Source organism: Enterobacter sp. BNK-16 (assembly GCF_048684955.1).
In the GTDB taxonomy this organism is placed as follows: Bacteria; Pseudomonadota; Gammaproteobacteria; order Enterobacterales; family Enterobacteriaceae; genus Enterobacter; species Enterobacter bugandensis.
Genome location: NZ_JBLQTQ010000001.1, coordinates 2,772,734 through 2,798,310 on the forward strand (window position 1 = coordinate 2,772,734; position 25,577 = coordinate 2,798,310).

A 25,577-nucleotide genomic window follows, 5' to 3' on the forward strand; every position below is an offset into this window, starting at 1 on the left:
ATCGTCCAAAACCGCAATCGGCCTGGTGCTGATTGCGGTTTTTTTTCGTTTTTGCGTCAGGTTGTTACTTGTGCCGGGTCACATTTTTTGTACAAATGATCTTCTGGCTAGCTCACAAATATGACACCCGTATGAATTTTGAACGTTGACGCTGGGACTAATTCGGGGTATTCGTTATCTGTGCCTGCGCATCTGGCGCGGACACTGTTTTCTTTCCACCAGACAAAAGAATGAGGGAAACGAGGCATGAAGAGACAGAAACGAGATCGCCTGGAACGGGCTCATCAACGTGGTTATCAGGCCGGCATCGCTGGACGTTCGAAAGAAATGTGTCCTTATCAGACGATAAATCAAAGGTCACAATGGCTTGGAGGCTGGCGAGAAGCCATCGGCGACAGGGCACTTATAGCCTGATAACGTCTCTTTAAAAAAAGAAACCTCCGCACTGCGGAGGTTTCGCCTTTCCGGGGTCGCTTAAAGCGATATCAGAACGCGGAAGTGTCCTGGAACAGACCCACTTTCAGGTCGTTCGCGGTATAGATCAGACGACCGTCTACCAGCACTTCGCCATCCGCCAGGCCCATAATCAGGCGACGGTTAACGATGCGCTTGAAGTGAATACGATAGGTGACTTTCTTCGCCGTAGGCAGAACCTGACCAGTGAATTTCACTTCGCCCACGCCCAGCGCGCGGCCTTTACCTTCACCACCCAGCCAGCCCAGATAGAAGCCAACCAGCTGCCACATGGCATCCAGGCCCAGGCAGCCAGGCATTACCGGATCGCCAATAAAGTGGCAACCGAAGAACCACAGGTCCGGGTTGATATCGAGTTCTGCTTCTACGTAACCCTTATCGAAGTTGCCGCCGGTTTCGGTCATTTTCACGACACGGTCCATCATCAGCATGTTCGGGGCCGGTAACTGTGGGCCTTTCGCGCCAAACAGTTCTCCGCGACCAGAGGCAAGAAGATCTTCTTTTGTATAGGATTCGCGTTTATCTACCATGTTCTCAGTAAGCCTTATTTTAGTGAAGGACGCAGGATAGCTAACACGTGTACGCTGAACAAGTCCGATCAGTTCGAACTGAACCAGCCCAGCCAGCGTAACGGCCATGGATAACGATGGCGAGCATCCTGCTGCGTCGCCTGAGCAATGCGCTCCTGGATAGTCTGCATCAAAGTTGTCTGACCTTCGCCATCCCAAACCAGGTTTGTCAGTAAGGGTAGTGCATCCTCAATCCCTTCGATGGCCCAGATGGCGAATTGTTCCTGTTCAACCGCGTCCAGAATATCCTGGCACAGGCTGAGATGGCGTACGTTAGGCGCCGGAATAATCACACCCTGTTTGCCGTTTAAACCGCGCTGCTGACAGACAGAGAAGAAGCCTTCAATTTTTTCATTCAGACCGCCAACGGGCTGAGCACGACCAAATTGATCGACCGAACCGGTAATAGCAATGTTCTGGTTGATCGGCACGTCCGCCAGGGCACTGATTAAGGCGCACAGCTCCGCCATTGAGGCACTATCGCCATCCACTTCGCTGTAGGACTGCTCAAACGTCAGCGAGGCGGAGAAGGGGATTTGCTGCTCAAGCTGCAGCTCAGACATCAAAAATGCCTGCATGATCATCATGCCTTTGGCGTGAATGTTGCCGCCCAGTTCGGCCTTGCGTTCAATATCGGTAAACTCGCCGTCGCCAATATGCACAACGCAGCTGATTCGCGAGGGTTCACCGAACGCGCGCGGATGGCCAGGAAACTCGATCACTGAGAGGGCGTTGATCTGCCCAACGCGTTCGCCTTCTGTCTCGACCAGAATTTGTTCCAGCAGAATTTCATCCTGCATGCGGTCAGCAAGATAGCCTTCGCGCCACTCTCGCTGCGCCAGCATCTGCGTGAGCTGTTCGCCAGTAAACGCACCGTTACCGCTGATCGTACCGACTTCACGCAGCTGCTTGCCGATCCAGAGCGGGCAGAGCGGCAAGGTTTCCTGGTCACCGGTATAGCGAACGGCTTCGCGGATTAAACCCGGCCACGCGTCGGCGGCAGGCGCTGGCAATGCAAAACGTTCCGCCACGGCCATCACCCACTGACACCACTGCGCCATATCGTCCGCATCGGCAATCTGAATGTTGTCTTCGTATTCGCTGTAAACTGCCTGTTCGGCCAGTTCCGGCTCCATCTCCTGGAAGTCCGCCAGCGATTCGCGGTCACCCATCAGCACGACGGTCAGCGACAGCGGCATTGACGGCACGGAGACAGGAAGAGGACGAGACTCATCGTAACCGACCCAGTCAAAGCGCTGTTGGGTCACAACGGTTTTCAGACGCATCCACAGCAGCGGCTGCGAGAGCAAAGTGCGCAGAGAGATGATGAGCACGCCGCCGTTTGCGCGATGCACCAGCCCCGGCTGCAGGGAAAGCTCGCCGTTAAACTGGCGCAGACAGCCAAACAGCTGTTCAGCCTCGACCCAATTAGCGGTAATTACCTCGCCGTTAGCAGCAAAACGACCGTCGGCCTGGTCCGCCGGTCCGAAGGTAATATTATGCCCCGCGATACGATACTGGCCGCCAAATACCGCGGTGGTGTCTGGCCGCAGCTGGCGCGTGGCATCCCCAAGCAGCGACAGATATTCCGCTTCTTCCGGGGCTTTCAGCAGCATGAAGGGCGATGTCGCCCACGGGCTTAACGTCTGCTCCAGCGCATAATGTAAGCGTGGTTGCGTATCGCTAAGGATGAATTCGTGTTCTTTTGCGAGATCGGGCTGTGCAAACAGTTCCTGATAGCTCTCGGCATCCGGAACAAGGTCACGCCATGCTAGTTTCGTAATGGTCAAAGTTGATGTTTTTTAGTCAGATGTAAAAGCGTGGAGTATACCGTAAGCGGGGGGCTCTACCCAAGCAGGATTGGTGTTTCAGCAGGCGGATTGGCTGCAGTCACTCACAGGATATGATTTCTTTTCAGCAGATTGCTAAAAAACTGATATTCTGAACAGAGTTACGTGGTAACACTGAGATCGCAATGAAATATCAACAACTGGAAAATCTCGAAAGCGGCTGGAAATGGAAGTACCTGGTCAAAAAGCACCGTGAAGGGGAGCTGATCACCTGCTACATCGAAGCCAGCGCTGCGCAAGAAGCCGTGGATATTTTGCTGACCCTCGAAAATGAACCGGTACAGGTCAATGGCTGGATTGAGAAGCACATTAATCCTGCGTTGTTAAACCGGATGAAGCAAACTATCCGCGCGCGACGTAAACGGCATTTTAATGCTGAGCATCAGCATACCCGGAAAAAATCCATCGATCTGGAGTTCGTGGTCTGGCAGCGTCTGGCCGGGCTGGCACAACGGCGTGGTAAGACCCTGTCGGAAACCATCGTGCAGTTGATTGAGGATGCCGAACATAAAGAGAAGTACGCCAACCAGATGTCGTCGCTGAAAAACGACCTTCAGGCGTTGTTGGGCAAAAAATAGCTTTTAGTTTTCTTCAGACAATAAAAAACCCCGCATGGCGGGGTTTTTTTATAAGACGATAACTTATGCCGCTGGCTGAGTTACAACGTCTTTAACGCCTTTAACTTCGATCTCTACGCGACGATCTGGTGCCAGGCAGTCGATCAGTGCAGCGCGAGCTTTAACGTTGTCACAGGTGTTGCCAGTAACTGGGTTAGATTCGCCCATACCACGTGGGGAGATCTTGTTAGCTGGGATACCTTTAGAGATCAGGTAATCAACAACAGACTGAGCACGTTTCTCAGACAGTTTCTGGTTGTAAGCGTCAGAACCGATGCGGTCGGTGAAGCCCAGAACCACTACAGAACCGTCTTTAGGATCCAGGTTGCTCAGCTGGGTGTACAGCTGATCCAGTGCCTGCTGACCTTCTGGTTTCAGGGTCGCTTTGTTGAAGTTGAACAGAACGTCAGACTTCAGAGTGAAGTGCTTGGTCTGTACTTCTGGAGCTGGAGCCGGCGCTGGAGCAACAACTGGTGCTGCATCTTCCTGCTGGCCGAAACGGTAGGAAACACCTACGCTCAGCATGCCGTTGTCTGGACGAACGCCAACGGTAGCACCGTCACCGATGTTGTTAACCCACTGGTATTCCAGACGGGTAGCGATGTCACGGGTCATAGCCCACTCAACGCCACCAGCGAATACTGGGGAAACGCCAGTGTCATGGTCGTCGCCAGCGATGTTGTTGCTGGAGTCTGCACGCCATACCATGCCGCCCAGACGGGTGTACACGTCCAGATCGTCAGTTACTGGGTAACCCAGTTTAGCGGTCAGCTGAACGCCCTGAGCTTTGAAAGCGCCATTGATGGTGTCGCCTTTGTATGGCATACGACCTAACCAGTCGTAACCCATTTCAAAGCCAACATACGGGTTAACCTGATAGCCACCGAACGCACCTGCACCAAGCTGGCTCTCGTGAGTAGGGCCATCGTTGTTCAGGCTGCTGTTGTACCAGCCAGTGTCATGGAACTGAGACCAGCCCAGTTTACCACCTGCATACCAGGTATTATCTTTCGGAGCGGCCTGCGCTACGGTAGCGAAGCCAGCCAGTGCCACTGCAATCGCGATAGCTGTCTTTTTCATTTTTTGCGCCTCGTTATCATCCAAAATTCGCCATGAAGGTCTCAAGAGAGAATCACGGTTAAATCCTTCACCGGGGGGCGTGGTCAAATATAAATCTACCGATATCTTCGGCTTAGGCCGAGCACCCCTGGCGATGTAAAGTCTACAACGTAGCTGAAAACTTACAAGTGTGAAGTCTGTCAGGCATATGAAAAAAAAAGTTCCGTATACCTATTATTTAACATTTTTAGAACGAATTTTGTGCAATAAAATTAAGGAGAACCGCACCAGACAAGCCTTGCCGCAATTTTGAGGCCGGGAACTAAAACCGCATCCTGCGGTCAAAAAAAATTCCAGGAAAAATCTTAATTTCACTCAATGATACAAATTTGAGTGAATTTTTAGCCCAGAAAGTTGTCCTCTGCGATAAGAATCTGGACGAACCGGGCGCATGATAAACCCGATCGCATTCCCTTCTTCAGCCGCTTCGGTCAGACGAAAATGTTCCTCTTCCGTCAATTCTTCCGGTAACCACCCGATCACCACGCTGTAATTTCCGGTGCGTAACGCGCGAATCATCGATTCGACGGTATCGCAGGGAGAAAGCTGGTTGATCTGCATAACCTTTGCCAGCGGCAGGCCCGCAGACTGCACCCATTGGCGGCTCAGTTTTTGCTGTGGCGTCAGCCAGAGCTGCCAGCGTGATTGCTGACCAAGCTGCTGTAATAACGGAAGCAGCAAGAGTTGGGTCAACAGAGGCTGGTCTTCACGGTAAACCACTTCACTAATAAGCCCCGTCGAAGCACCCTCAACGGTGTTCTGCGCGACAGTGCCCGCGGTTGAGGAGAGAGAAGTTGAGCGATTTGCATAGCCTGAAGTGTACATATTCATTCCAGCCCTGTAGTTACTGTATGGATATACAGTAACCCCTGTATGCATAAAGATCAACCTCATTTTCGGAAAGCGACTCGCAAAATTCATTCAATGTTGATGCCCTTCGAAAAATCATCTTGCTCAACGACGCTAAGTTGCCTATTTTCCTGCTAACGGATCCGCTAGTAAGAAATTTCGTTGTTACTTTATGATTTTGAAGGGAAATATCATGAAAAAGATATCTTATGAACGGATTTATAAATCCCAGGAATACCTGTCACCACTGGGTGAAATTCATCATCGCGCGCTGTTCGGCGGCTATACCCTGGCAGTGGATGATGCGGTTTTTGCCATGGTGTCAGAAGGTGAGCTCTACCTCCGTGCCTGTGAAGAAAGTGCGAAATACTGTGTGAAAAATGCCGCGTCTTTTTTGACCCTGATGAAGCGGGGCCGTCCGGTGCTTCTCAACTATTACCGGGTGGATGACGGACTATGGCAGGACAGGGAGCGTCTGCTTCAGCTCTCCACTTTCGCACTTAATGCGGCAAGAAAAGAGCGTTACCAGCGGCATCAGCGCAATCGACTTAAGGACCTGCCAAACCTGACCTTTCAGCTGGAAGTGTTGCTCTTTGAAGCGGGCATCACCAACGAAGAAACACTGCGGGCGCTTGGCGCAAGGGAGAGCTGGCTGAAGATGCGGGCGAAAAATAAAGCGCTGAGTATCAAAGTGCTATTCGCGCTGGAAGGGGCGATCGAGGGGCTGCATGAGGCGGCACTCCCGGCCGGCATTCGCCGGGAGTTGACGGAGTGGTTTAATGCGCTGCCTGAGCCACAGGAGAATCACTCCTCCAGCTAGCGATTTGCTGTTGCAGCCGGCAAATTTCTGGCAGCAGGGCGATAAGCAGGCCAATCTGCTGCAACACCAGAGGCGCTTTGCTGTCGTTTCCAGGCTCAAGATGCGCAATACGTTGGGTAAGTTCATCCAGCGCCTGTCTCACGCGCGGTTCATCGGCTGGCCGGTGATGCAGTGCATCATCGACATAACAGACCGCGTCATCCAGCAGATTGAGGATGCCCGGGTTGGTGAGTTTTTCGCGGTGGGCGCCCAGCGTGGAAATATAGCTGGTGAAGGTATGGTTCAGGCAGAGCAGCCGGAAAGCCGTCTCACGAATCTCGGCCGTGGCGCGAGGCTCCGTTGACATGTTAGAGACCACCGAGGCCAGTTCCGCATCGCTGTTGTGCGCATCGCGGCGCGCTATCCGGTAAGCCAGGCGGTTATCGCGGCCCTGATGATACTGCTCCAGGATGGCATCCAGGTATCGGCAGTTGGCGTTCATAGCCCTGTCTAACACGCGCGGTAGATTACGGAAACGCCAGTCCGGCCAGATAAAGCTGACGGCGGCCCAGGCGATAGCGCAGCCAATCAGGGTATCGAGTACGCGGGGCAGGGCGACCTCGAACCCTTCACCCAGCAGGTTAAAGCAGAGCAGAACCAGCAGCGTGATGAACATTGTGGCATGGGCGTACTGCACGTTGCGAAACGCGAAGAACAACACGCCGGTGATCACGATCAGGATCAGCTGTCCTTCAATGGACGGCACGAAATAAAGCACCGGAAGGCCAATGGCGACGCCGACCAGGGTGCCGATAATACGCAATGCCAGGCGGTGTCGGGTGGCGTTATAGTTCGGCTGACAGACAAACAGGCTGGTCAGCAGGATCCAGTAGCCGTGGTGCAAACCGGTTATCTGGATAAAAGCATACCCCACGCATAAGACCAGGGACATCCGCACCGCGTGACGAAACAGCGCCGACTCCGGCGTGAAGTTGCGGCTCAGCCTTAGCCACATATCGCTGACGCTGTGCACGCTGTCATCTGCAAGCTGGTTATCCACCTCGCTGCCCGGCAGTGCCATCGCCTGCTCGGACTCAATCGTCGCCAACTGAGCATCAATCGCCCGCAGGTTGTTGAGCAGAAAACCCAGCGCTTTGATCTGTTCCGGTGACGTTCCGCTGGCCTGCACGCGGTCGAGCGCCGCATCAAGATGGCTAAACACGCGTTCGAAGCGGGAGTCGTGCTGATAGGGCGTGCGCAAAAGAATGGAGCGCGCGAGCTGCTGGCATGCCTGTGACTGCATGGACAGCAGGCGCTGAAAGCGGAACATGACGTCGCTGTAGCGGAACTTCTCGCGCAGGGCGGCATACTGAACGTGCGAGGAGCTGGCGCGCTCATGAATGTCCTGAGCGGCAAAATAGTAGTGCAAGGTTCTGCGCGTGCCGCGCTGGCCGCGATCCCCGCGCAGACGGGTAAGCAGCGAGGCTTTCGTCTGGTTAAGGGTGGCGACCAGCTGGCCGTTTGCCAGCGCCAGATCGTAAAGCGGCGCCTGGCTTTCTTCCTCAATATCCGGGTCGAACAGCCGGGATTTCAGTTCCAGATAATGGGCTAGCTGCTCATAGCTGCGGGCAAGGTTATCCTGCAGAGGACGAACCGGGAAGATTAGGTGGCCGGTTAACGTCAGCAGGTTATACCAGATGGCGCCCAACAGCAGCAGCACAGGCTGCTGATACCACTGGTCGTACAGGGAAACGCCCAGCATGGTGTAGATGGCGATCAGCAGGGCCCCAAAGGCGATAGTGGCATAGCGCTGCCCCAGACCGCCCAGCAAAATAAACCCGCTGGTGGAGAGTGTAAGGCCAAGGGCAAACAGCCACGGCCAGGGGAAAAGTAACTCAACGGACGCGGAGGCGATAAAAAAACAGACGAGCGTAATGACCAGATTCCGCAAACGCCCGGCCAGGCGATCGTCCAGATCCGCCAGCGCCCCGGCCACCACCCCCAGCGTGAGCGGGATGGTGAGCTTGACATCATTCAGCCACCACGGCAGGGCAGCCGTGCCGCAAAGCGCGATAAATATCCTGACGTTGTAGAGCCAGGCGCTGTTCCAGGTATAACGGCGAAGCAGTGGACTTAGCATAAACGCGGCCAGTCCTTATTTACTGAAAACGTCGACGTGCGTTCGCTTCACGCGCCGCCTGGGCCACTTCAACCGGAACCACCCTGCGCCCGACGGGCCAAAGGGCGATGGCGGCGATCTTAAAGTTCGCGAGCCCGACCGGAATACCAATTATTGAAATGCACTGCGCAATACCGGCAAAAATATGCATGATGCACAGCCACCAGCCGAAGAAAATCAGCCACAGAATGTTCAGCAAAGTTCCCCCCGTATTCATCAGGGCGCTTTTGCTCTCCGGGTTCAGCTCGTTAACGTGGATAGCTTCGTTACCGTAGGGGATGAACGAGAGTTTCGTGATTTCCCAGCAGGAACGGGTCAGGGGAAGGGTGAAAATCAGGACGATGCTCACCAGCGTGGCAAAAAGCCAGGAAAGGGTGGTGGCAAAACCGCCCAGCACAAAATTCAACACATTCAGAACGGTACGCATAAACCCTCACTTCCTTTCGATAAAATTAACGCCCAATGATTGTAACGTTTTTTTAGGCTGGAGCACCTTAAAACTGGCAGTTAAACTGTCAGGTAAATTATCTCTTCGTGGATTTGGCGGGACATGGAACTGAAAGCAACTTCTTTAGGCAAACGCCTGGCGCAACACCCCTATGACAGAGTTGTTCTGCTCAACGCCGGGGTTAAAGTCTCCGGAGAACGCCACGAATACCTTATTCCGTTTAATCAGCTTCTGGCTATTCACTGCAAGCGCGGGCTGGTGTGGGGCGAGCTCGAGTTCGTTCTGCCTGACGACAAAGTCGTGCGCCTTCACGGTACCGAGTGGGCGGAAACCCAGCGTTTCCACCATCACCTGAACGCGCTCTGGCAGCAGTGGAGCCACGACATGAGCGTGATTGCCGCTCAGGTGCTGCAGCAGGTGCTGGACGATATCGCGCAAAGCAACGCGCAGCAAACGTGGCTGACGCGCCAGCAGACCGCCGGTCTGCAGCAAAAGATTCGACAGGCACTTTCGGCGCTGCCGCTCTCCGTGACGCGTCTTGATGAGTTCGACAATTGTCGCGATGCCTGGCGTCAGTGCCAGGCCTGGCTGAACGATATGGATAAAAGCCGGCTGGCGCATAACCAGGCCTGGACGGACGCCATGCTCACCCAATACGCCGACTTTTTCAGTACGGTGGAGTCTTCACCGCTCAACCCTGCTCAGGCGCGCGCGGTGGTGAACGGCGAGCAGTCGCTGCTGGTGCTGGCGGGGGCCGGAAGCGGTAAAACGTCGGTGCTGGTGGCGCGTGCGGGCTGGCTTCTCACCACCGGAGAGGCCGTTGCCGATCAGATCCTGCTTCTGGCTTTTGGCCGTAAGGCGGCACAGGAGATGGACGAACGCATCCAGGAACGGCTGCACACCCGGGATATTACCGCCAGAACCTTCCATGCCCTCGCGCTGCATATCATTCAGCAGGGCAGTAAAAAAGTGCCTGCCATCAGTAAACTGGAAAACGACGCGCAGGCGCGACAGGCTTTGCTTATTAAAACGTGGCGTCAGCAGTGCAGTGAGAAAAAGGCGCAGGCGAAAGGGTGGCGTCAATGGCTGGAAGAGGAACTCAACTGGGAGGTGCCGGAGGGCAGCTTCTGGCAGGATGAAAAACTGGCGCGTCGGCTCGGCTCGCGTCTTGACCGTTGGGTCAGCCTGATGCGGATGCACGGCGGCTCGCAGGCAGAGATGATTGAAAGCGCGCCGGAGGCGATCCGCGATCTGTTTTCAAAACGGGTCAAGCTGATGGCTCCGCTATTGAAAGCCTGGAAAACCGCGCTGAAAGAGGAAAATGCCGTTGATTTCTCCGGTCTTATCCATCAGGCGATCGTCATTCTGGATAAGGGGCGCTTTGTCAGCCCGTGGAAGCATATTCTGGTGGATGAGTTCCAGGATATCTCACCCCAGCGTGCGGCACTGCTCTCGGCGCTGCGGGCGCAAAACAAACATACCTCGCTGTTCGCGGTGGGTGACGACTGGCAGGCCATCTACCGCTTCAGCGGGGCTCAGCTTTCACTGACGACCGCGTTCCACCACTATTTTGGTGAAGGCGACCGCAGCGATCTGGACACGACATACCGCTTCAATTCACGGATTGGTGAAATCGCCAACCGCTTTATCCAGCAGAATCCGCATCAGCTGGCCAAGCCGCTAAACAGCCTGCGGGCAGGGGATAAAAAAGCGGTCACCCTGCTGGCGGATGACCAGCTGGAGCCGCTGCTGGACAAGCTCAGCGGCTATGCGAAACCCGATGAACGTATCCTGGTGCTGGCGCGTTATCATCACCTTAAGCCTGCTGCGCTGGAAAAAGCCGCTACCCGCTGGCCGAAACTGCAGCTAGAATTTATGACCATTCACGCCAGCAAAGGGCAGCAGGCCGATTATGTGATTGTGGTGGGGCTGAAGGAGGGCAGCGACGGATTCCCGGCTCCGGCCCGCGAGTCGGTCATGGAAGAGGCCCTGCTGCCGGTGCCGGAAGACTTCCCGGATGCCGAAGAACGGCGTTTGCTGTACGTGGCCATCACCCGCGCGCGTCATCGCGTGTGGCTGCTGTTCAATAAAGAGGAGCCATCCGTGTTTGTCGATATTCTGAAGAGTATTGACGTGCCGGTGGCGAGAAAGCCATAACGGCGTCAGGCAAGATTTCCAGGCCGGGTAGACGTAGCCGCCACCCGGCAAAAAAGCTACTTCAGTCTCTCGGAAAGATAGCGCTGATAGTCCGGAATAAGGATCTCAACCGGCGAGTTAAACTGCGGTGATTCAATGATGAAATCCGCCGTTGACAGGTTCGTCGCCACCGGAATATTCCACACCGTTGCCAGACGCAGCAGCGCTTTGACATCCGGATCGTGCGGAACCGCATTCAGCGGATCCCAGAAGAAGATCAGCACATCAATTTTCCCTTCGGAAATCTGCGCCCCGACCTGCTGATCGCCGCCCATCGGGCCGCTCAGCATCGCATTCACCTCCAGACCCGTTTCGCGCTGGATCAGGTTACCGGTAGTGCCGGTCGCCGAGAGGGCATGCTTTTCCAGTAGCGGCTGATGGCGGCGAACCCAGTTAAGCAGCATTTGTTTACAGTGATCGTGCGCCACCAGCGCAATGTGTTTGCGTTCAGGCAGCGTGCGTGTTGTCAGTTCCATAATCATATCCATCAGGTTAACTGACTACACGATGACGGGAACCGTCTGACGCTGCAAGAGAAAGGCGTAAAAAATGTGGCTTAAGATGAAGGTTGTTGCTTTGCCCACTGTAAAAACCGGGCCCGCGTGTCGGGATCGGCCTGCTGGAACCAGAATTTAAGGCGCTGTTCCGTCAGGCTCTGGGACTGCGGCGGAATGACGTCCAGTTCCGAGACACCGGATAGCAGCGTACTGTCGTCCGCCATCATGGTAGCAAACTGCGGAAGGGAGGCGCGTTTGCCGGCTTTGTTATAGACCTGCGTTGCGGCCTCGTAGTCCGGGCTTTTTGTGGCGCTGGTCAACGCCAGAATATCCAGCTTGACCGGGATCGGCATTGCATTCCCGTCCAGCAGCTCAACGCGCGGCGAGGCGTCGAAGGCCGCTGATTCCTTCTCCGTTTCAAGGCGAGGCAGGGTAATGTTCACCTGGCTGATTTGCCGGGTATTAAAGCTGACAATCAGCGGCGGAGAGATGTACATCCGCTGCTCATGGTTAGTCAGGCCGATCGCTTTTTCGACCCGGAACACCAGCTGATGCGGCCCGTTATCTAACTCAATGCTGTCAGCCCCGCGCAATAACGAGCTGGAAACCTTTTTCCCGTCCAGAACCAGAAGATCAATGTCGCCAGAGAGCCGAAGCGTGGTGGCAAAAACGCAAACCGGCATCGCTAACGCAATCAGAGCAGTGGCAAAACCGGTTTTCATAGAAGGCTCCCGTCAGAGATACTGTCGCCGCATTAATGTATCTAAATCTTTCGATAATCACGTTTACTAACATATAGACATATTTTGCCGTTTTGCCCTCATACATCTGTATGGGATGGATGGTTGAGATGTGCGCTTTGGCGTACACTTTTAAAAAAGCCAGGAGAAAAACCATGAAAGAGAATGATATTGCCGAGATTCTGACATCCACGCGTACCATTGCGCTGGTGGGCGCGAGCGATAAACCCGACCGTCCCAGCTATCGGGTGATGAAATACCTTCTCGATCAGGGCTATCACGTCATCCCGGTGTCGCCAAAAGTGGCGGGTAAAACCTTACTGGGCCAACAGGGTTATGCCACGCTCGCTGACGTGCCGGAAAAAATTGATATGGTCGATGTCTTCCGTAATTCCGAGGCGGCGTGGGAAGTAGCGCAGGACGCGATTGCCGTCGGGGCGAAAACATTGTGGATGCAGCTGGGCGTGATTAACGAGCAGGCTGCCGTGCTGGCGCGGGATGCGGGATTGAAGGTGGTTATGGATCGCTGTCCGGCGATCGATATCCCCCGTCTGGGGCTGGCGAAGTAATAAAAAAAAGCCCGTTCATCGGGCTTTTTTTACACGCTTAGTTCCGCAGGCGCGGAGCCTGTAACTGTTTGCGGATAGTCTGAGCAAGTTCATCCATCGTGGGTTGTTCCGGATGCTCTTCCTGCAGCTCGCTACTCAGCTGCGCTTCGGCAAGGTAGGTATGTACGGGTTGTCCGTCGTCACCTTCCATCACCACATGGTACCAGGGTGCAGCGCGAAGCTCTGCGTTCACCGCCAGCTCGTCCGCTGACGGTTCATCAAGAGAATACTCCGGGTCGATATCCACGACCACACCCAAATACCCTAGCAAAGTGTGGCGGACCTGCTGGCCGATACCGAATTTGCTGGCAATCATAGTCACCTCCCGGGAAATACGACTTACACATTAAGTGCGGGCAATATTTCTCTTTTCAAGTTACATGACGCGACAGGCAAACCCTTTCAGATACAGTCCTTCCGGGTAGGTAGCAATCACGGGGTGATCGGCTGCCTGACGGAACTGCTCTATAAATTGTACATCACGACCAGCATCTATTGCGGCATCGGCGATGATTTTTTGGAATAAATCGGTGGTCATCAGCCCGGAGCAGGAGAAGGTGAGCAGCACCCCGCCCGGGTTCAGCAGCTGGATGGCCAGCATGTTGATATCCTTATACCCACGGCAGGCGCCCATCAGCTGGCTTTTGTTTTCCACAAACTTTGGCGGATCCATCACGATGACGTCGAACTTCTCGCCCTGATCGCGATATTTACGCAGCAGCTTGAAGACGTCGTCGCGTATAAATTCGGCTTTGCTCAAGTCCAGTTTGTTCAGCTCGACGTTCTGTTTTGCCACGTCCAGCGCTTCCTGCGAGGTATCCACGCTGACCACCTGGGCACAACCGCCCATCAGCGCCGAAACGGCAAAACCGCCGGTGTAGGAGAAGCAGTTCAGCACGCGTTTGTCGGCAACGTACTGACGCGTAGCCATGCGGCTGTCGCGCTGGTCAAGGTAGTAACCCGTTTTGTGCCCGCCCTGAATATCCACCAGCAGCTTCATACCGTGCTCTTCAATTGGCAGCAGGGCAGGCGGCAGCTCACCCGTGACCGGGCCCTGAGTCAGCTCCATGCCCTCTTTTTTGCGCACCGCCACGTCGCTGCGGTCGTAAATAGCGCATTCCGGGAACAGGGTTTGCAGGGCGCTAATCAGCGCGGCACGCTGGTATTCCGCCCCTGCGCTGAGGAGCTGCAGCACCAGGAAGTTGCCAAAGCGATCGATGGTCACGCCCGGCAGGCCGTCGGACTCACCGGCAATGAGGCGATAGCTGTCCAGCCCGTCGCGCTTTGCCAGCCACTCGCGCCACTGCTGCGCCTGCTGCAGGCGGCGGACGAAGAAGTCAATGTCGATGGTTTCGTCTTTATCGAAGGTCCAGACGCGTGCGCGGATCTGAGACGCTGGCGAGTAAGCGCCTCGCGCTAACCATTTCCCCTGATGGTCAACAATATCAATGGTTTCACCGAGGCTGGCTTTGCCTTCCATACGGGCAACCGCGCCGGAAAAGACCCAGGGATGACGGCGCAGTAATGACTTCTCGCGCCCTTTGGCTAACACTAAACGTACACTCATAATTTGCTGTTCTGTCGATTTCAGGGAAATGGCGCGTAGAGTAGCACATTCAGCCAGACGCAATCATCTGCGGATGTCGTTGAGCGTTTCGGCAGATCGTGGAGGAGGTGAGAATGGCCGTGGCGCTGTCACAGTTACACTCGACTCGCTTACCGATCGGTGAAATCGCATTACAATGTGGGTATCTTTCCAGCTCTCGTTTCACTGCCCGTTTCCGGCAGCACTATGGCTGTTTACCGAAAACGCTACGTTAAGGAGAAGAAAAATGTCAAAAGTCTGCACCATTGCCTGGGTCCACGGCGTTGTTCAGGGCGTCGGGTTCCGCTACAGCACCCAGCGCGAAGCGATGACGCTTGGGCTAACGGGATACGCGCGAAATATGGACGACGGCAGCGTTGAGGTGGTCGCCTGCGGCGACGCGGAGCAGGTTGAAAAACTGATGGCGTGGCTGAAAGCGGGCGGGCCGCGCAGCGCCCGGGTTGATAAGGTCTTAACGGAACCGCATCAACCCGGCAGGGAATATGTGAACTTCGGTATTCGGTATTAAATACACTTCACCGGTTTAGGCAGGCCGGCAATTTTGGTGGCCTGTTTTGCCGGGCCCTTCGGGAACAGGCGATACAGATAGCGGCTGTTGCCTTTTTCTTCGCCAAATTTGTTGGCCATCGCTTTAACCAGCATGCGGATCGCCGGAGAGGTGTTGAATTCGAGATAAAACTCGCGCACAAAACGGACCACCTCCCAGTGTTCGGGGGAGAGGGCGATACCTTCGTTTTCGGCGATTTTCTCCGCCAGCGGCTCGCTCCATAGCGTGGTGTCTTTCAGATAGCCTTCGCTATCGGTCTCAATTTCCTGGCCTGCAAAAATGAACATAGTGCTCTGTCGATAAAGTAAAAAACGCCCCTAGTCTAGCAAATAAGGGGCGGCGTGAGAAACCTCGACCTACAGAAGAAGCTGGAGCAGATTGTTGGCATTAAGCTTTTTTAGCGCGTTGCATTTATACGTCGATACCTGTTTTTCGCTCATCTGCGTCATATGCGCGACATGCCGTACCGATTGTCCGTTCACTAGCCTGTCGAGCACGTTGAACTCCATGCCTGTCAGACAACAATTCAGGGTGCGCACCCGGCGGGGCTCTCTGGCAAGCAGATACGCCGCATCCGCAACGGCAATCCGGTCATCAATGATATATAAGGTCAGCGTGGCAAACCGCTTTCGCAGATGGGTAGCCAGTGCCCAGCCTTTTTCATTGCATACCAGATACACCGTTCCTTCCCAGCGCCTGGCTTCCAGCTCCAGAAGAATGTCGACCAGCGCCAGATGCGTCCCCGCGACGGAAAAGCGGCAGCGAACAACGAGGGTGTCGCAGGCCAGCAGCGAACGGCACCACTTTACCGTACCGCTCTCAACCTGCGTCTGAGCGTTACGGCGCAGAAGGGCGTAGCGCAACCCTTCGGCATAAAAACGATTGTTGTCGAGGATGGCGTAACTCACAATGGCCTCTTTATAAGGTACTGGGCGTATAGATAACGCGTAGGGTGCCGGTGTAATCCCCGGCATTTTTGCTGCTGGCAGCAAACGCGGGCGTTTTCAGAATGATGGGGGCGGGGACACAAAGTACGCTCTCCCGTCCACCCGGCAGCACAACCTGACGCAGATATTGCGGGTCATTAGTGCCCTGCCAGATCAGCGTTTTGCCATTCGCCGCGGTTTCTGCTGCGCCCGTTACCGGGTTGATCACCGTAACCTGATAATCGAGCCGATCCCGTGCTTCGGTCTGGCTTCCACCGCGTCGTCTGACGGAAAACGCTCCCTCAGTACGGCCCGTGGCCGCTAAACCGTCATCCTCAAAGCGCAGATAGACACGCGTGCTGGCGCTGTTTTTACCGTCATACAGGCACATATCCAGCGCGCTCTCGCCCTGGATTTCGCTGCCGCCGGGCCGCCCCGGAAAATTGGTCAGATTGAGGTTAACCAGCGGGGTTGAGTGGGGGAACGCCGGCAGATAAATCTGCTGGTTACCCGGATCGACCACCTCAATGCGTATCGTCGCCTGCCAGCGGGCTATGGTGAGGTAGCCCGGACACCCGACGTTGACATCGTTAAAGTTGCCCCCGCAGTCGGCGCTTCCCCATTCGCGCAGGTTCTGCTTCAGCGTTGCGGTCCAGATGCCCGGCTGGGCGAGCTTATCCAGTTCGCCTTTAACGATGTAAAAATCAAAATAGGGTTCCCGGTTCCAGGCCGAGAGATCGGCGGTACCGCCGCTGACAAAGCTGGCAAAGGTGAAAACTTTGTTGTTGATAAACATATGTTTTTCCCCATAGACCTTCACATCTGCTGTTTTATTTGTCGACGTGTGGGTAAAACGCAGCGTAATGGCGTAGGGGGCGGCCGGGTTCGCGCTAAACCAGACCGGCGCTGTCATACACGCTCCGTTCGTCGGGTCGGTGCGGGACTCGCAGGTCAGGGTGTTGCGTCCCCACTTTTGCGGGTCGATAGTGTCGTAACCGCTCGGTTCATGGACCCAGATATCAAAACGCGCAGGCGGCGCCGCGCGATCGTAGCTAATCCCTACGCTGGAATTTCTTCCGGCAGGGACGCCCGCCAGCGTCTGACAGCTCCACAGCGTCAAAAAAAGTAAAACAAAGAGGTAGTTGTTCACATCATTTCCCTTTGGTGAGGTGCTCTGCATTCATGGCCGTTGGCCCCGTAGGCACGTTCCGCCCGGCGAGCATCAGTTGCGCCTGGTGCTGGACCGAATCCGGCAGGGCGGAGAAAGTGAGTTCCCGACACGGGATCGACCCAACGTAACGCACCACGTCGCGCATGCTTTTCACGCTCAGTTCACACTGATAAAACTGCTGCTGACGCACCAGATAAAGGTTGCGCAGCAGGGCGTCGCTCTGGGCGCTGAAACCGCCATTGCCGAGATCGTTCCAGCCGTTCACGTTCAGCGGTACGCCGCCCACGAACGGCGAATGATGTTCGTCAGTGAGCTGGCCGAGCCAGGTGTAGCGGGTGGTGGTTTGCACGTCCCGGCGAAGCATTTTGCCCGGCACCATAAAGAGCGTCCGGCTCCCGGAACCCTGCGTGATTTCACTGCTTGCGCCTGATGAGACGTTCAGCGACTCATTAACCGTCAGCGTTGTTGGCTGATAACCCGGCACCGCAAAAAGGGCACGGCTGTTGGCCGGGATATCCGCGGTGCCGCCGTTATCCAGCGAGACGGCGACGCGTGAATCCCGGGAATCCTCAGGCGTAGCCACGTTTACCGCAACGGCAGAAGCCGGGCGTCCATCGCCCCAGCGGCCAAGCCACAGCCCTGAGCGCGACAGGGCGAGGGTGGAGCTGTAGTTGCCGCTGCTGCTTAACGTATGGCGCCCATCCTGGCGGTCCCATGCGTCGCTCACCGTCAGGCTGGCGTTACCAAAACGTCCACCCTGGCGCGTATACGCCGAGGCATTGAGCGAATCGCTGTTAATCCCCGACGCGCTCAGCCCGTATTCATTCTCGCCGCGCGCGTCGGCATACCAGTTGTGCGCCACGTTGTAGCTCAGCTGGTTTTTCTGATGCTGCTGGTGCTGCCAGGTTGCACCAAGCGAGGTATAGCCTGACGCATCGCCCTGACGCTTATGCGCCAGTGAGAGGCTAACGCTCAGATAGCCGCCTTTGTCTTTCCCGTCGCGAGAGTGGTCGTTGCGCATAAACAGGTTAATGCTGCTGTTGATGTTCAGACCGCGCGCGCTAAAGGTATTACTCAGCCCGCCCTGCCAGGCCTGCGTGCGGGAGCGGGTCATATACACTGGCTCCCACGGCAGGCCGGCATCGTGACGATCGTCATGGTCAGGCAGTTCCCGGCGCGTAACGTAGCGCCCTTCGTTGCGGTTATCCGAATACCCCAGGTTGGCGTACCACGAGCCGACAGGCACGGAGAACATGATCGAGAGGCTACGATAACAGCCGTTGACGGCGTCAAAACCTGCGCTGCGGGTATCACAATTTTCTGCGGATAACGCGTTGCGGTAGAAGCTCAGCGAAAACCCGTCGTTATAGCTGATTTGCTGAATATTGCCGCGTTGGCCCTTGCTGCCGTAGAGGTAGCTAAAGCGTGTGCTTAATACCCCGTCGATCGGGCCCGCGTTAAAGCCGCGGCTCCAGTCGAGAGCATTTTCCAGGAAGTGCTGCCTTTTCATGACGGTTGCGCCGCTGGTCAGCGCCAGCGTCGGGGTGACGGGCAGGCGTATACCCGCCTGTGCGACCGGGCTGCGTTCATCATTGCGATCGTTATTAGCCGTTTCCCCTGCCTGCATAAACCACTCGACGCGGTCGAATGGCGTAATGCCCGTACGGGTAAACGGAACCTGCTCGGTACGCGTCAGTCGGTTGTTTTCGTAAACTGACAGCGTCACGGTATAGCTTCCATCCGGAAACGCGCGGGTATCCAGAGTTTGTGCCCCGGCATTGAGGTAAAAGCTGGCCAGCAGCTCCTTGCCGCGGCGCGCGTCGATACGCGCATCGTGCGAAAGCAGCACCGTAATGGGCGTGCCCTTCGATTGCTGAACCGGGTTGATCCATGCCCGGGTCGAACCCGTGCGCAGGCCACGAATTTTGCCCAGCGGCAGCTGGCTGAGGTTAATATTCCCCCCGGCGTTGCTGAACAGGTCGCGGGTATCCATCTCGCCTATCTGTAGATAATATTCACGCCATAAATCCTGGCGGAACCAGGCATTGTTAACGGTCATTTCCTGCTGCTGCTGATGACGCGAGCGTTGTCCCAGCCATGTCCAGTCGAGGTTAAGATAGCCGTCCTGGGTCAGCGCCAGCGCCCCGTTGCCCTGAACGGTGGCAGACTGATAATCCCTGTCGGCAACGAAATTGATATTTTGCTGATGAATCAACGCGTTTTCGCTGTCCTGGGTGGGCTGATACCACTGGTTTTCCTCCGAGGGCTTTGGCAAAAAGCGCTTATCAAAAAACAGGTTTATGCGAGCATTGTTTTCGTCATAGATGATGGCCGCACGGCGGGTTTCGAGATAATCACACCCCGTCGCGGAGCCGTTGCTGCTGCAGGCCAGGTTGCCGTTACGGGCAAGCGGAACGGCCAACGCTGCGGAAACGGAGCCGATAAGGGCAGGATCGTCGTTAAACTGACGTTTGATGGCCGCGACCACGGTTTCAGGCGCGACAAAACTGACCGTTTCAAGATTGATATCGGTTTCGAAAAGGCCAAGCGACTCGCCGTATAAGCTCACCTCTGTCCACATGCGCTGCGTTTTCGCCAGGTCCTCGAATCCGGCCGGGACGGCCATCTCAGCGCAGGCGAGGTGGACAGATGCGGGTAATAAAGCAACAAAAAGGAGAGTATTTCTGTGAAACGCCATGAACGAGCCTCGACATCATCCTGACGTCAGAGGGCGGGCGCCCTCTGACGTTATTCCTTAGGTGCTATGGTGTTACGCACCGCCTTCCGTGGTGGTCGCCTGAGTCAGCATCAGGCTTACAACGCCGCTGTACTGGCCGGTTTTCAGAATGCCTTTGGTGGTCTGGGAAATGGTCAGAGGCAGAACCGCAGAACCGTTTTCAATGCTGCCCGGGAACAGTTCGGTTCCGGTAAATTCGGCATCGGTGGTGGACAGAGTTTTATCACCCAGAAGAACCGTCATCGGTACAATCTGCTCCCCATCCGTGTTGGTGAGCTTAGCTGCGCTAACGAGGCGTACTTTGACGTTACTGGTAGCAGAGTTGGACCACACCTTGGTGTTCAGGCGGTAGCTTTCCAGGCCCCGACCCGGCAGATACTGCATGTCGATGCTGGCTGGCAGCGGCGTGTTATCGGCCTGGGTCATATCCAGCTGTGAATCAACGCTGGCGTTGACGGTAATATCTTTCTGGATCGCCAGCGCGCTGGCAGATGTGGTCATCGCGGCAACGATCATCAGAGGTTTAATAAATTTACGCATTGATATCTCCATATTTTACAAATGAGCACCCTGGCTCTTTAAACAAACCACAAGGGTTTTTACAGTGACGTCGTGTTATTGCACGACGGGTAAGTCAGCTTCTTCAGCGGTTTTTTTCATCCAGTTGAAGTAGCGGAATTTGTATTTCTTACCGTTTACCTGATTAAGCGTTTTTAATTTCCGCTCGGTATCCGGATAAATCGTGGCGTCTTCTTTAATCCATTTACAGACGTCGTCTGACTGACAAATACCGATCTCCCTGAGCGGCACGCGCAGGGTGCCGGCGTTGGTGACGGTCCCCCGTGCGGGATCGATATGCAGCGAAACGCGCTCCGTGGCAGGGGCCAGATGTACCAGCGCCCCCCAGATAACATTGACCCCAAGCTTTGCCGTCGCTGCCGTGCTTTCGGGCTGGCCGGGAATAATGCTGTCCGGCTGTTTCACCCCTTCAAAATAGACTCGCCAGGTGGTCTCTTTTTCCGGCGGCGTCAGTGAAACAAGGCGCACCACGCGCATTGCGCCTGCAGCCAGGGCAAATTTATCGGGCGTCACCACGACGCCGCCTTCTTTCCACGAAGCAACGTCAATCTCTTTTTCCTGGGCCGTTCCGGGGTTAAGAATTTTCTTTTGCCTCACCCGAATGAACTGAATATCATCCGTTTTCGATGCCACTTTTATTTGCGCTGCGCCGGCGCTATCCACGTTAAGTTCCATTGGATAGACGCTCATATTGGCCATTGTCATTTCTGAGAAAAATGACAGCGACAGCGCGGCGACATAAAACGCGGTTGTCATATTCACTTTTTGTTTCTGTTTCACATTCAGCCTGCCTGCTCTGAGTTCTTGTGCGGTTTTTAACACCAGGACACCGTCTGCTTTCGTATCGCTTCAGGGCAGGGAAACTTTAACCAGAACAGCAGGTTGTGAAAATTTGTATTAGTTAACCGCTGATATACAGTGATTTATCCTGATTTGCTGGGCTTAAAGTTGTATAGTTAAAAGAAAATGCCGCTACCCAGGATGGGAAGAAAATTCCTGTTGATGAAAAAAGAACCAGCTCAGGAAGCGATTTTCTTGCCGATGTCACAGGGATAAAAAAGCCTGCGGTAATAGCTGAGAGTGAAATATGTTTTTTATATGCAATAATTCGTTGTTATTTGATCCTGAAGCACATGCAATTAGTCTTGTTGGTCAACCGGAGTCTGTATTAACGCTCTCGGCGCCAGCCGTTCGCCTTTTACAGGAGTTTATTCGTCATAAAGGGCACGATCTGAGTCGGGAGGAATTAATTACGCGCGTCTGGGAGGAATATGGCTTTACGCCGTCTGGAAATAACCTCAACAAAGCGGTCAGTGAATTACGCAAAGGCTTCCAGTCTCTTGGGGAACATCATAATTTCATTGTGACGATACCCCGGTATGGATTCCGTTTTGTTGCCGATGTGATTTGCCAGCCTGCGCAAATTGTTCAACCCGCTGAAGCACAGCCGAACTCTTCCGTCGTGCCGTCAGAGGCAAAACGTCAGCGTATTTCCCTTAAATGGGGCGCCGCGGCGGCGGTATTGTTAGCATCAGCACTGGGGTTAGGCTTGCTGTTTAACCAGCAGCAGAAGATCGCTATACCGATGACGCCAAAGCCCGTCGCGCAGAAAATAGCGGGCTGTAGCATCTGGCTTATTAACGATCATGGCCGGCCGCTGGTGCTCTCGAAACTGGCGGGGCTGCTGGAGGCGAATAATGTGGCGTGCGCGCGCGAAGCGTACAATATCTACTATTTCAGCGCCCGCTTTAACCTTGCAGTTGCGGATGAAGTGTTCATTGGTGCATGCCCGGTCAATAAAACCAGCCTGTGCAAAACCATTCGCTATAAAAGCGGGGCAGAAAAATGAAAATGAGACTTCTGTTTGCTGCGGGTGGGGCGCTTGCTGGCGGCGCGCTGGCGCTCTTTATTTATTCCGGGGGCATATATAAGCGTGATGCGCTGGCCTGCAGTACGGAATTTAACTTTACGCGTAACGAGGGAAAAGCGAATGAGGTCCGGGTCAATACCGTGGCCCAGTTCTATTTTCATCGGGACGGCACCGGCTTAACAACGTACAAAGGTGCAGCTATGGCTGAAGGCCGGGGCATGATCGTTGACAGGGATGTGGATTTTACCTGGTCGCGACGGGATGATGATAACGTTATCGTGTTGAGCTACACCAAAACCTGGCGTCGGCATAATGACAATACCCCGGACGAAAAGTGGGGAGGCTTTGCGAGGCCGACAGCCCGCTATTACCTGACGATCTCTGAGCTTGCGCCCGCCGTGTGGCTCATACAGGACCGGCTCTATCCCACCTATATTTGCCGCGGTGACTAGGGCATAAAAAAGGAGAATGCCTGAGGCATTCTCCTTTTTGTTTCAGCAGGTCTGCTTAATCGCGGCTGGCGAAGCCCAGGATGCTCAGCAGGCTGACGAAGATGTTGTACAGCGACACATAGAGGCTCACGGTCGCGCGGATGTAGTTGGTCTCACCGCCGTGAATGATGTTGCTGGTTTCATACAGGATCGCGCCGGATGACAGCAGGATAAACACCGCGCTAATCGCCAGGTGCAGGGCAGGCAGCTGCAGGAAGATGTTTGCCACCATACCAATCAGCACCACTACGATACCCGCCATCAGCATACCGCCGAGGAAGGACATATCCTTGCGCGTGGTCAGCACGTAGGCCGAGCAGCAGAAGAACACCAGCGCGGTACCGCCCAGCGCCATGCCAATCACGTCACCCATACCGGCAGACAGGTACGCGTTCAGGATCGGCCCCAGGATATACCCCAGGAAGCCGGTGAAGGCGAACGCGGAAAGAATACCGACCGGTTTATCAGCGGTTTTGTAGGTCAGGAACATCAGACCGTACATCCCCACCAGCGTCAGGATCAGGCCCGGAGACGGTAGCATCAGCACGGTACTGGCGGTAGCGGTGATCGCTGAAAACGCCAGCGTCAGGCTGAGCATGAAATAGGTATTGCGCAGCACCTTGTGGGTGCTGAGTAGCGATGTGCGGTCGCGTGAGGAAGTAATTATACGATCCATGAGTCACTCTCTTATGACAGATGTAATTAACGGAAAGAATAGGAAACGGCGCGCCAGTCTCAAAGTGGTTTTACCCATCTTTACTCAGCACGTTAGCGCTGAAGGTGGTCATTTCTTCTGCAAAAGCATGTGTAACCAGTATGAACGGCGGTTTAAAAGTATTTACCAGATCAACCTCTTATAGGTTACTGAAAAATATTGCGTTATTGCCTTTCGGGCGCTAAGAGTTATCTCCGGATCGTCATAAAACAGACAATAAGGCGAAGGAAATGAAACCACAAACACGCACGCGCTTTACGCTCTCTTTACTCACCGCCGGGATCCTGTGCGCCAGCACGGCGACCTGGGCGGCTAACGTGCCAGCAGGAACAGCGCTGGCCGAAAAACAGGAACTGGTCAGAAACAATGGCAGCGAACCGGCCTCGCTCGACCCGCATAAAGTCGAAAGCGATGTCGAATTCAATATTATCAGCGATTTATTCGAAGGGCTGGTGAGCGTCTCCCCGTCAGGGGAAATTCAACCCCGGCTGGCTGAAAAATGGGAGAACAAGGACAACACCGTCTGGACGTTCCACTTACGTCCGGGCATTACCTGGAGCGACGGGACGGCCATTACCGCAGAGGATGTGGTCTGGAGCTGGCAGCGCCTGGTTGATCCAAAAACCGTTTCACCGTACGCCAGCTATCCCGGCAACATGCATATCGTCAACGCGGCCGATATCGCTCAGGGGAAAAAATCCCCCGACACGCTGGGCGTAAAAGCAATTAACGATACCACGCTGGAAGTGACGCTCACCCAGCCCAACGCGGCGTTCCTGGCGATGCTGGCGCACCCGTCGCTGGTGCCGGTGGATAAAGTGCTGATTGGCCGCTTCGGTGAAAAGTGGACCAAACCGGAGCATTTCGTCAGCAGCGGAGCGTATAAGCTGTCCCAGTGGGTGGTCAACGAACGCATTGTGGCGGAGCGTAACCCGCGCTACTGGGATAACGCGCATACCGTTATTAACAAAGTCACCTATCTGCCGATCACCTCCGAGGCCTCGGATGTGAACCGCTATAAAGCGGGCGAAATTGATATTGTGTATACGGTACCCATTAACCAGTTTGCTCAGCTGAAGAAAACGCTGGGCAGCCAGCTGGACGTCTCCCCGCAGCTGGCGACCTATTACTACGAATTCAACACCACCCGTCCGCCGTTCAACGATGCCCGCGTGCGCAAGGCGCTGAACATGGCGCTGGATAAAGACATCATCGCTGAGAAGGTGATGGGGCAGGGGCAGCGCCCGGCGTGGCTGATTAGCCAGCCGGACATCGGCGGGGTCAAGCTGCAGAATCCGGATTACGCCAGCTGGCCGCTGGACAAGCGTATTGCTGAGGCGAAAAAACTGCTCAACGAGGCCGGGTATAACGCAAGCCATCCTCTGAGCTTCAACCTGCTCTATAACACCTCTGAATCGCACCAGCGCATCGCGATTGCGGCCAGCTCTATGTGGAAGAAAAACCTCGGCGTAGACGCGAAGCTGCAAAATCAGGAGTGGAAAACTATGCTGGATACCATGCACACCCACAACTTTGACGCGGTGCGCTACGCCTGGATTGCCGACTACGACGACGCGGCGACCTTCCTGAACAACTTCCGTACCGGCGACAGTGAAAACACCAGTCAGTACAGCAACCCGGACTACGATCAAGCCTTGATCAACGCCGCAAAGGCCAAAACGCCGGCAGAGCGGGGTAAGTTCTACCAGCAGGCGGAAGACCTGTTGGGCCGTGATGTGCCTGCCATTCCGGTTTATCACTACGTCCGTACGCACCTGGTGAAACCGTGGGTGGGTGGCTTTACGCCGGATAAGCTGGGGTACTATTTCACAAAAGATATGTACATCAAAAAGCACTAAGCGAGAGGGCTGGATTTTATGCTGATAAAATCGCCGATGTGTTGTCAGTTCAACCGATTAAGCACATTTTGGCTAATTTTAAAGCGAACGATTGCAGCCACTCTTTACAGCATGCGGTGAGGTGTTTATAG

The 25,577-nt window shown here is 55.0% G+C and carries 26 protein-coding genes and 1 pseudogene; 10 read left to right on the top strand and 17 right to left on the bottom strand.

Going from position 1 to position 25,577, the window contains the following annotated elements:
• Nucleotides 1-246 precede the first annotated feature (246 nt).
• A complete protein-coding gene (gene rmf, locus ACMGGH_RS13165) occupies nucleotides 247-414 on the top strand; it encodes a ribosome modulation factor (RefSeq protein ID WP_013097261.1) in 168 nt (55 codons plus the stop codon).
• Nucleotides 415-485: 71 nt separating this feature from the next.
• Here rmf and fabA read toward each other — a convergent pair whose 3' ends face one another.
• On the bottom strand, nucleotides 486-1,004 hold the full coding sequence (gene fabA, locus ACMGGH_RS13170) for a bifunctional 3-hydroxydecanoyl-ACP dehydratase/trans-2-decenoyl-ACP isomerase (protein ID WP_000227926.1): 519 nt from the start codon (nucleotides 1,002-1,004) through the stop codon (nucleotides 486-488).
• A gap of 68 nt (nucleotides 1,005-1,072) precedes the next feature.
• Nucleotides 1,073-2,833, bottom strand: a complete 1,761-nt coding sequence (locus ACMGGH_RS13175; protein WP_045261706.1) for an AAA family ATPase — start codon at nucleotides 2,831-2,833, stop codon at nucleotides 1,073-1,075.
• Nucleotides 2,834-3,018: 185 nt separating this feature from the next.
• Here ACMGGH_RS13175 and matP point away from each other — a divergent pair, with 185 nt between their 5' ends.
• The gene (matP, locus tag ACMGGH_RS13180; protein ID WP_023332611.1) at nucleotides 3,019-3,471 is read left to right on the top strand and encodes a macrodomain Ter protein MatP; all 453 of its coding nucleotides are present in this window, start codon (nucleotides 3,019-3,021) and stop codon (nucleotides 3,469-3,471) included.
• Nucleotides 3,472-3,534: 63 nt separating this feature from the next.
• On the opposite strand, the gene ompA is transcribed toward matP, so the two are convergent.
• On the bottom strand, nucleotides 3,535-4,590 hold the full coding sequence (gene ompA / locus ACMGGH_RS13185) for a porin OmpA (RefSeq protein WP_108780329.1): 1,056 nt from the start codon (nucleotides 4,588-4,590) through the stop codon (nucleotides 3,535-3,537).
• A 354-nt stretch (nucleotides 4,591-4,944) separates the two neighbouring features.
• Entirely contained in the window at nucleotides 4,945-5,454 is a 510-nt protein-coding gene (gene sulA / locus ACMGGH_RS13190; RefSeq protein WP_232948377.1) for an SOS-induced cell division inhibitor SulA, read from the bottom strand.
• 217 nt (nucleotides 5,455-5,671) lie between these two features.
• Here sulA and ACMGGH_RS13195 point away from each other — a divergent pair, with 217 nt between their 5' ends.
• A complete protein-coding gene (locus ACMGGH_RS13195; RefSeq protein WP_028012603.1) occupies nucleotides 5,672-6,298 on the top strand; it encodes a TfoX/Sxy family DNA transformation protein in 627 nt (208 codons plus the stop codon).
• Here the strand turns inward: ACMGGH_RS13195 and yccS are convergent.
• Together yccS and ACMGGH_RS13205 are read right to left on the bottom strand one after the other, a co-directional pair.
• A complete protein-coding gene (yccS, locus tag ACMGGH_RS13200) occupies nucleotides 6,255-8,417 on the bottom strand; it encodes a YccS family putative transporter (protein ID WP_232948056.1) in 2,163 nt (720 codons plus the stop codon). The two genes, ACMGGH_RS13195 and yccS, sit on opposite strands and share 44 nt — an antisense overlap.
• A 19-nt stretch (nucleotides 8,418-8,436) precedes the next feature.
• The gene (locus ACMGGH_RS13205) at nucleotides 8,437-8,883 is read right to left on the bottom strand and encodes a YccF domain-containing protein (protein ID WP_041910601.1); all 447 of its coding nucleotides are present in this window, start codon (nucleotides 8,881-8,883) and stop codon (nucleotides 8,437-8,439) included.
• Between the two features lie 123 nt (nucleotides 8,884-9,006).
• Here ACMGGH_RS13205 and helD point away from each other — a divergent pair, with 123 nt between their 5' ends.
• Nucleotides 9,007-11,061: a DNA helicase IV gene (gene helD, locus ACMGGH_RS13210; RefSeq protein ID WP_232948057.1), complete on the top strand. Its 2,055-nt coding sequence runs from the start codon at nucleotides 9,007-9,009 to the stop codon at nucleotides 11,059-11,061.
• Between the two features lie 56 nt (nucleotides 11,062-11,117).
• On the opposite strand, the gene mgsA is transcribed toward helD, so the two are convergent.
• Nucleotides 11,118-11,576 (bottom strand): methylglyoxal synthase, encoded by a 459-nt coding sequence (gene mgsA / locus ACMGGH_RS13215; RefSeq protein WP_041912035.1) that lies wholly within the window; start codon nucleotides 11,574-11,576, stop codon nucleotides 11,118-11,120.
• Between the two features lie 80 nt (nucleotides 11,577-11,656).
• A complete protein-coding gene (csgI, locus tag ACMGGH_RS13220; RefSeq protein ID WP_041910599.1) occupies nucleotides 11,657-12,319 on the bottom strand; it encodes a curli synthesis inhibitor in 663 nt (220 codons plus the stop codon).
• Between the two features lie 173 nt (nucleotides 12,320-12,492).
• Between csgI and ACMGGH_RS13225 the strand changes: the two genes are divergently transcribed.
• A complete protein-coding gene (locus tag ACMGGH_RS13225) occupies nucleotides 12,493-12,906 on the top strand; it encodes a CoA-binding protein (protein ID WP_028012609.1) in 414 nt (137 codons plus the stop codon).
• Between the two features lie 37 nt (nucleotides 12,907-12,943).
• Here the strand turns inward: ACMGGH_RS13225 and hspQ are convergent, their stop codons facing one another.
• Together hspQ and rlmI are read right to left on the bottom strand one after the other, a co-directional pair.
• Nucleotides 12,944-13,261 (bottom strand): heat shock protein HspQ, encoded by a 318-nt coding sequence (gene hspQ / locus ACMGGH_RS13230; RefSeq protein ID WP_008499919.1) that lies wholly within the window; start codon nucleotides 13,259-13,261, stop codon nucleotides 12,944-12,946.
• A gap of 60 nt (nucleotides 13,262-13,321) precedes the next feature.
• Nucleotides 13,322-14,512 carry a 23S rRNA (cytosine(1962)-C(5))-methyltransferase RlmI gene (gene rlmI / locus ACMGGH_RS13235; protein WP_232948058.1) on the bottom strand — a complete coding sequence of 397 codons (1,191 nt, stop codon included), beginning with the start codon at nucleotides 14,510-14,512 and terminating at the stop codon, nucleotides 13,322-13,324.
• A gap of 22 nt (nucleotides 14,513-14,534) precedes the next feature.
• On the opposite strand from rlmI, the pseudogene ACMGGH_RS13240 reads away from it, so the two are divergent.
• Nucleotides 14,535-14,766: pseudogene (locus tag ACMGGH_RS13240) on the top strand (helix-turn-helix domain-containing protein); the annotation flags it as partial.
• An 11-nt stretch (nucleotides 14,767-14,777) separates the two neighbouring features.
• On the top strand, nucleotides 14,778-15,059 hold the full coding sequence (gene yccX, locus ACMGGH_RS13245) for an acylphosphatase (RefSeq protein ID WP_028012610.1): 282 nt from the start codon (nucleotides 14,778-14,780) through the stop codon (nucleotides 15,057-15,059).
• On the opposite strand, the gene tusE is transcribed toward yccX, so the two are convergent.
• The 6 genes from tusE to ACMGGH_RS13275 all read right to left on the bottom strand — a co-directional run bounded on the left by tusE (nucleotide 15,056) and on the right by ACMGGH_RS13275 (nucleotide 21,267).
• A complete protein-coding gene (tusE, locus tag ACMGGH_RS13250; RefSeq protein ID WP_028012611.1) occupies nucleotides 15,056-15,385 on the bottom strand; it encodes a sulfurtransferase TusE in 330 nt (109 codons plus the stop codon). The genes yccX and tusE overlap by 4 nt on opposite strands.
• Before the next feature lie 69 nt (nucleotides 15,386-15,454).
• The gene (locus tag ACMGGH_RS13255; protein ID WP_100170514.1) at nucleotides 15,455-16,006 is read right to left on the bottom strand and encodes a LuxR C-terminal-related transcriptional regulator; all 552 of its coding nucleotides are present in this window, start codon (nucleotides 16,004-16,006) and stop codon (nucleotides 15,455-15,457) included.
• Nucleotides 16,007-16,016: 10 nt separating this feature from the next.
• Nucleotides 16,017-17,174, bottom strand: coding sequence for a CfaE/CblD family pilus tip adhesin (locus ACMGGH_RS13260; protein WP_232948060.1), 1,158 nt, complete (start codon nucleotides 17,172-17,174; stop codon nucleotides 16,017-16,019).
• Nucleotide 17,175: 1 nt separating this feature from the next.
• On the bottom strand, nucleotides 17,176-19,893 hold the full coding sequence (locus ACMGGH_RS13265) for a TcfC E-set like domain-containing protein (protein WP_045261699.1): 2,718 nt from the start codon (nucleotides 19,891-19,893) through the stop codon (nucleotides 17,176-17,178).
• A 72-nt stretch (nucleotides 19,894-19,965) separates the two neighbouring features.
• On the bottom strand, nucleotides 19,966-20,472 hold the full coding sequence (locus ACMGGH_RS13270; protein ID WP_420299124.1) for a CS1 type fimbrial major subunit: 507 nt from the start codon (nucleotides 20,470-20,472) through the stop codon (nucleotides 19,966-19,968).
• Nucleotides 20,473-20,547: 75 nt separating this feature from the next.
• On the bottom strand, nucleotides 20,548-21,267 hold the full coding sequence (locus tag ACMGGH_RS13275; RefSeq protein ID WP_227015620.1) for a fimbrial protein: 720 nt from the start codon (nucleotides 21,265-21,267) through the stop codon (nucleotides 20,548-20,550).
• A 331-nt stretch (nucleotides 21,268-21,598) separates the two neighbouring features.
• Between ACMGGH_RS13275 and ACMGGH_RS13280 the strand changes: the two genes are divergently transcribed.
• Together ACMGGH_RS13280 and ACMGGH_RS13285 are read left to right on the top strand one after the other, a co-directional pair.
• Nucleotides 21,599-22,360: a winged helix-turn-helix domain-containing protein gene (locus ACMGGH_RS13280; protein ID WP_063154537.1), complete on the top strand. Its 762-nt coding sequence runs from the start codon at nucleotides 21,599-21,601 to the stop codon at nucleotides 22,358-22,360.
• Nucleotides 22,357-22,833: a hypothetical protein gene (locus ACMGGH_RS13285; protein ID WP_047368236.1), complete on the top strand. Its 477-nt coding sequence runs from the start codon at nucleotides 22,357-22,359 to the stop codon at nucleotides 22,831-22,833. The genes ACMGGH_RS13280 and ACMGGH_RS13285 overlap by 4 nt, the downstream gene beginning before the upstream one ends.
• Nucleotides 22,834-22,888: 55 nt before the next feature.
• Here the strand turns inward: ACMGGH_RS13285 and yccA are convergent, their stop codons facing one another.
• Nucleotides 22,889-23,548, bottom strand: a complete 660-nt coding sequence (gene yccA, locus ACMGGH_RS13290) for an FtsH protease modulator YccA (protein ID WP_013097244.1) — start codon at nucleotides 23,546-23,548, stop codon at nucleotides 22,889-22,891.
• Between the two features lie 269 nt (nucleotides 23,549-23,817).
• On the opposite strand from yccA, the gene ACMGGH_RS13295 reads away from it, so the two are divergent.
• Nucleotides 23,818-25,446 carry an ABC transporter substrate-binding protein gene (locus ACMGGH_RS13295; protein ID WP_048961453.1) on the top strand — a complete coding sequence of 543 codons (1,629 nt, stop codon included), beginning with the start codon at nucleotides 23,818-23,820 and terminating at the stop codon, nucleotides 25,444-25,446.
• The last annotated feature ends 131 nt before the right edge of the window (nucleotides 25,447-25,577 follow it).

Coding starts and splice junctions, on each gene's coding strand:
- yccX (WP_028012610.1), top strand. CDS start 14,778: ATGTCAAAAGTCTGCACCATTGCCTGGGTCCACGGCGTTGTTCAGGGC.
- helD (WP_232948057.1), top strand. CDS start 9,007: ATGGAACTGAAAGCAACTTCTTTAGGCAAACGCCTGGCGCAACACCCC.
- hspQ (WP_008499919.1), bottom strand. CDS start 13,261: ATGATTGCCAGCAAATTCGGTATCGGCCAGCAGGTCCGCCACACTTTG.
- ACMGGH_RS13280 (WP_063154537.1), top strand. CDS start 21,599: ATGTTTTTTATATGCAATAATTCGTTGTTATTTGATCCTGAAGCACAT.
- fabA (WP_000227926.1), bottom strand. CDS start 1,004: ATGGTAGATAAACGCGAATCCTATACAAAAGAAGATCTTCTTGCCTCT.
- ACMGGH_RS13295 (WP_048961453.1), top strand. CDS start 23,818: ATGAAACCACAAACACGCACGCGCTTTACGCTCTCTTTACTCACCGCC.
- matP (WP_023332611.1), top strand. CDS start 3,019: ATGAAATATCAACAACTGGAAAATCTCGAAAGCGGCTGGAAATGGAAG.
- yccA (WP_013097244.1), bottom strand. CDS start 23,548: ATGGATCGTATAATTACTTCCTCACGCGACCGCACATCGCTACTCAGC.
- mgsA (WP_041912035.1), bottom strand. CDS start 11,576: ATGGAACTGACAACACGCACGCTGCCTGAACGCAAACACATTGCGCTG.
- tusE (WP_028012611.1), bottom strand. CDS start 15,385: ATGTTCATTTTTGCAGGCCAGGAAATTGAGACCGATAGCGAAGGCTAT.
- csgI (WP_041910599.1), bottom strand. CDS start 12,319: ATGAAAACCGGTTTTGCCACTGCTCTGATTGCGTTAGCGATGCCGGTT.
- ompA (WP_108780329.1), bottom strand. CDS start 4,590: ATGAAAAAGACAGCTATCGCGATTGCAGTGGCACTGGCTGGCTTCGCT.
- ACMGGH_RS13195 (WP_028012603.1), top strand. CDS start 5,672: ATGAAAAAGATATCTTATGAACGGATTTATAAATCCCAGGAATACCTG.
- ACMGGH_RS13225 (WP_028012609.1), top strand. CDS start 12,493: ATGAAAGAGAATGATATTGCCGAGATTCTGACATCCACGCGTACCATT.
- ACMGGH_RS13270 (WP_420299124.1), bottom strand. CDS start 20,472: ATGCGTAAATTTATTAAACCTCTGATGATCGTTGCCGCGATGACCACA.
- ACMGGH_RS13275 (WP_227015620.1), bottom strand. CDS start 21,267: ATGACAACCGCGTTTTATGTCGCCGCGCTGTCGCTGTCATTTTTCTCA.
- rlmI (WP_232948058.1), bottom strand. CDS start 14,512: ATGAGTGTACGTTTAGTGTTAGCCAAAGGGCGCGAGAAGTCATTACTG.
- sulA (WP_232948377.1), bottom strand. CDS start 5,454: ATGTACACTTCAGGCTATGCAAATCGCTCAACTTCTCTCTCCTCAACC.
- rmf (WP_013097261.1), top strand. CDS start 247: ATGAAGAGACAGAAACGAGATCGCCTGGAACGGGCTCATCAACGTGGT.
- ACMGGH_RS13265 (WP_045261699.1), bottom strand. CDS start 19,893: ATGGCGTTTCACAGAAATACTCTCCTTTTTGTTGCTTTATTACCCGCA.
- ACMGGH_RS13205 (WP_041910601.1), bottom strand. CDS start 8,883: ATGCGTACCGTTCTGAATGTGTTGAATTTTGTGCTGGGCGGTTTTGCC.
- yccS (WP_232948056.1), bottom strand. CDS start 8,417: ATGCTAAGTCCACTGCTTCGCCGTTATACCTGGAACAGCGCCTGGCTC.
- ACMGGH_RS13285 (WP_047368236.1), top strand. CDS start 22,357: ATGAAAATGAGACTTCTGTTTGCTGCGGGTGGGGCGCTTGCTGGCGGC.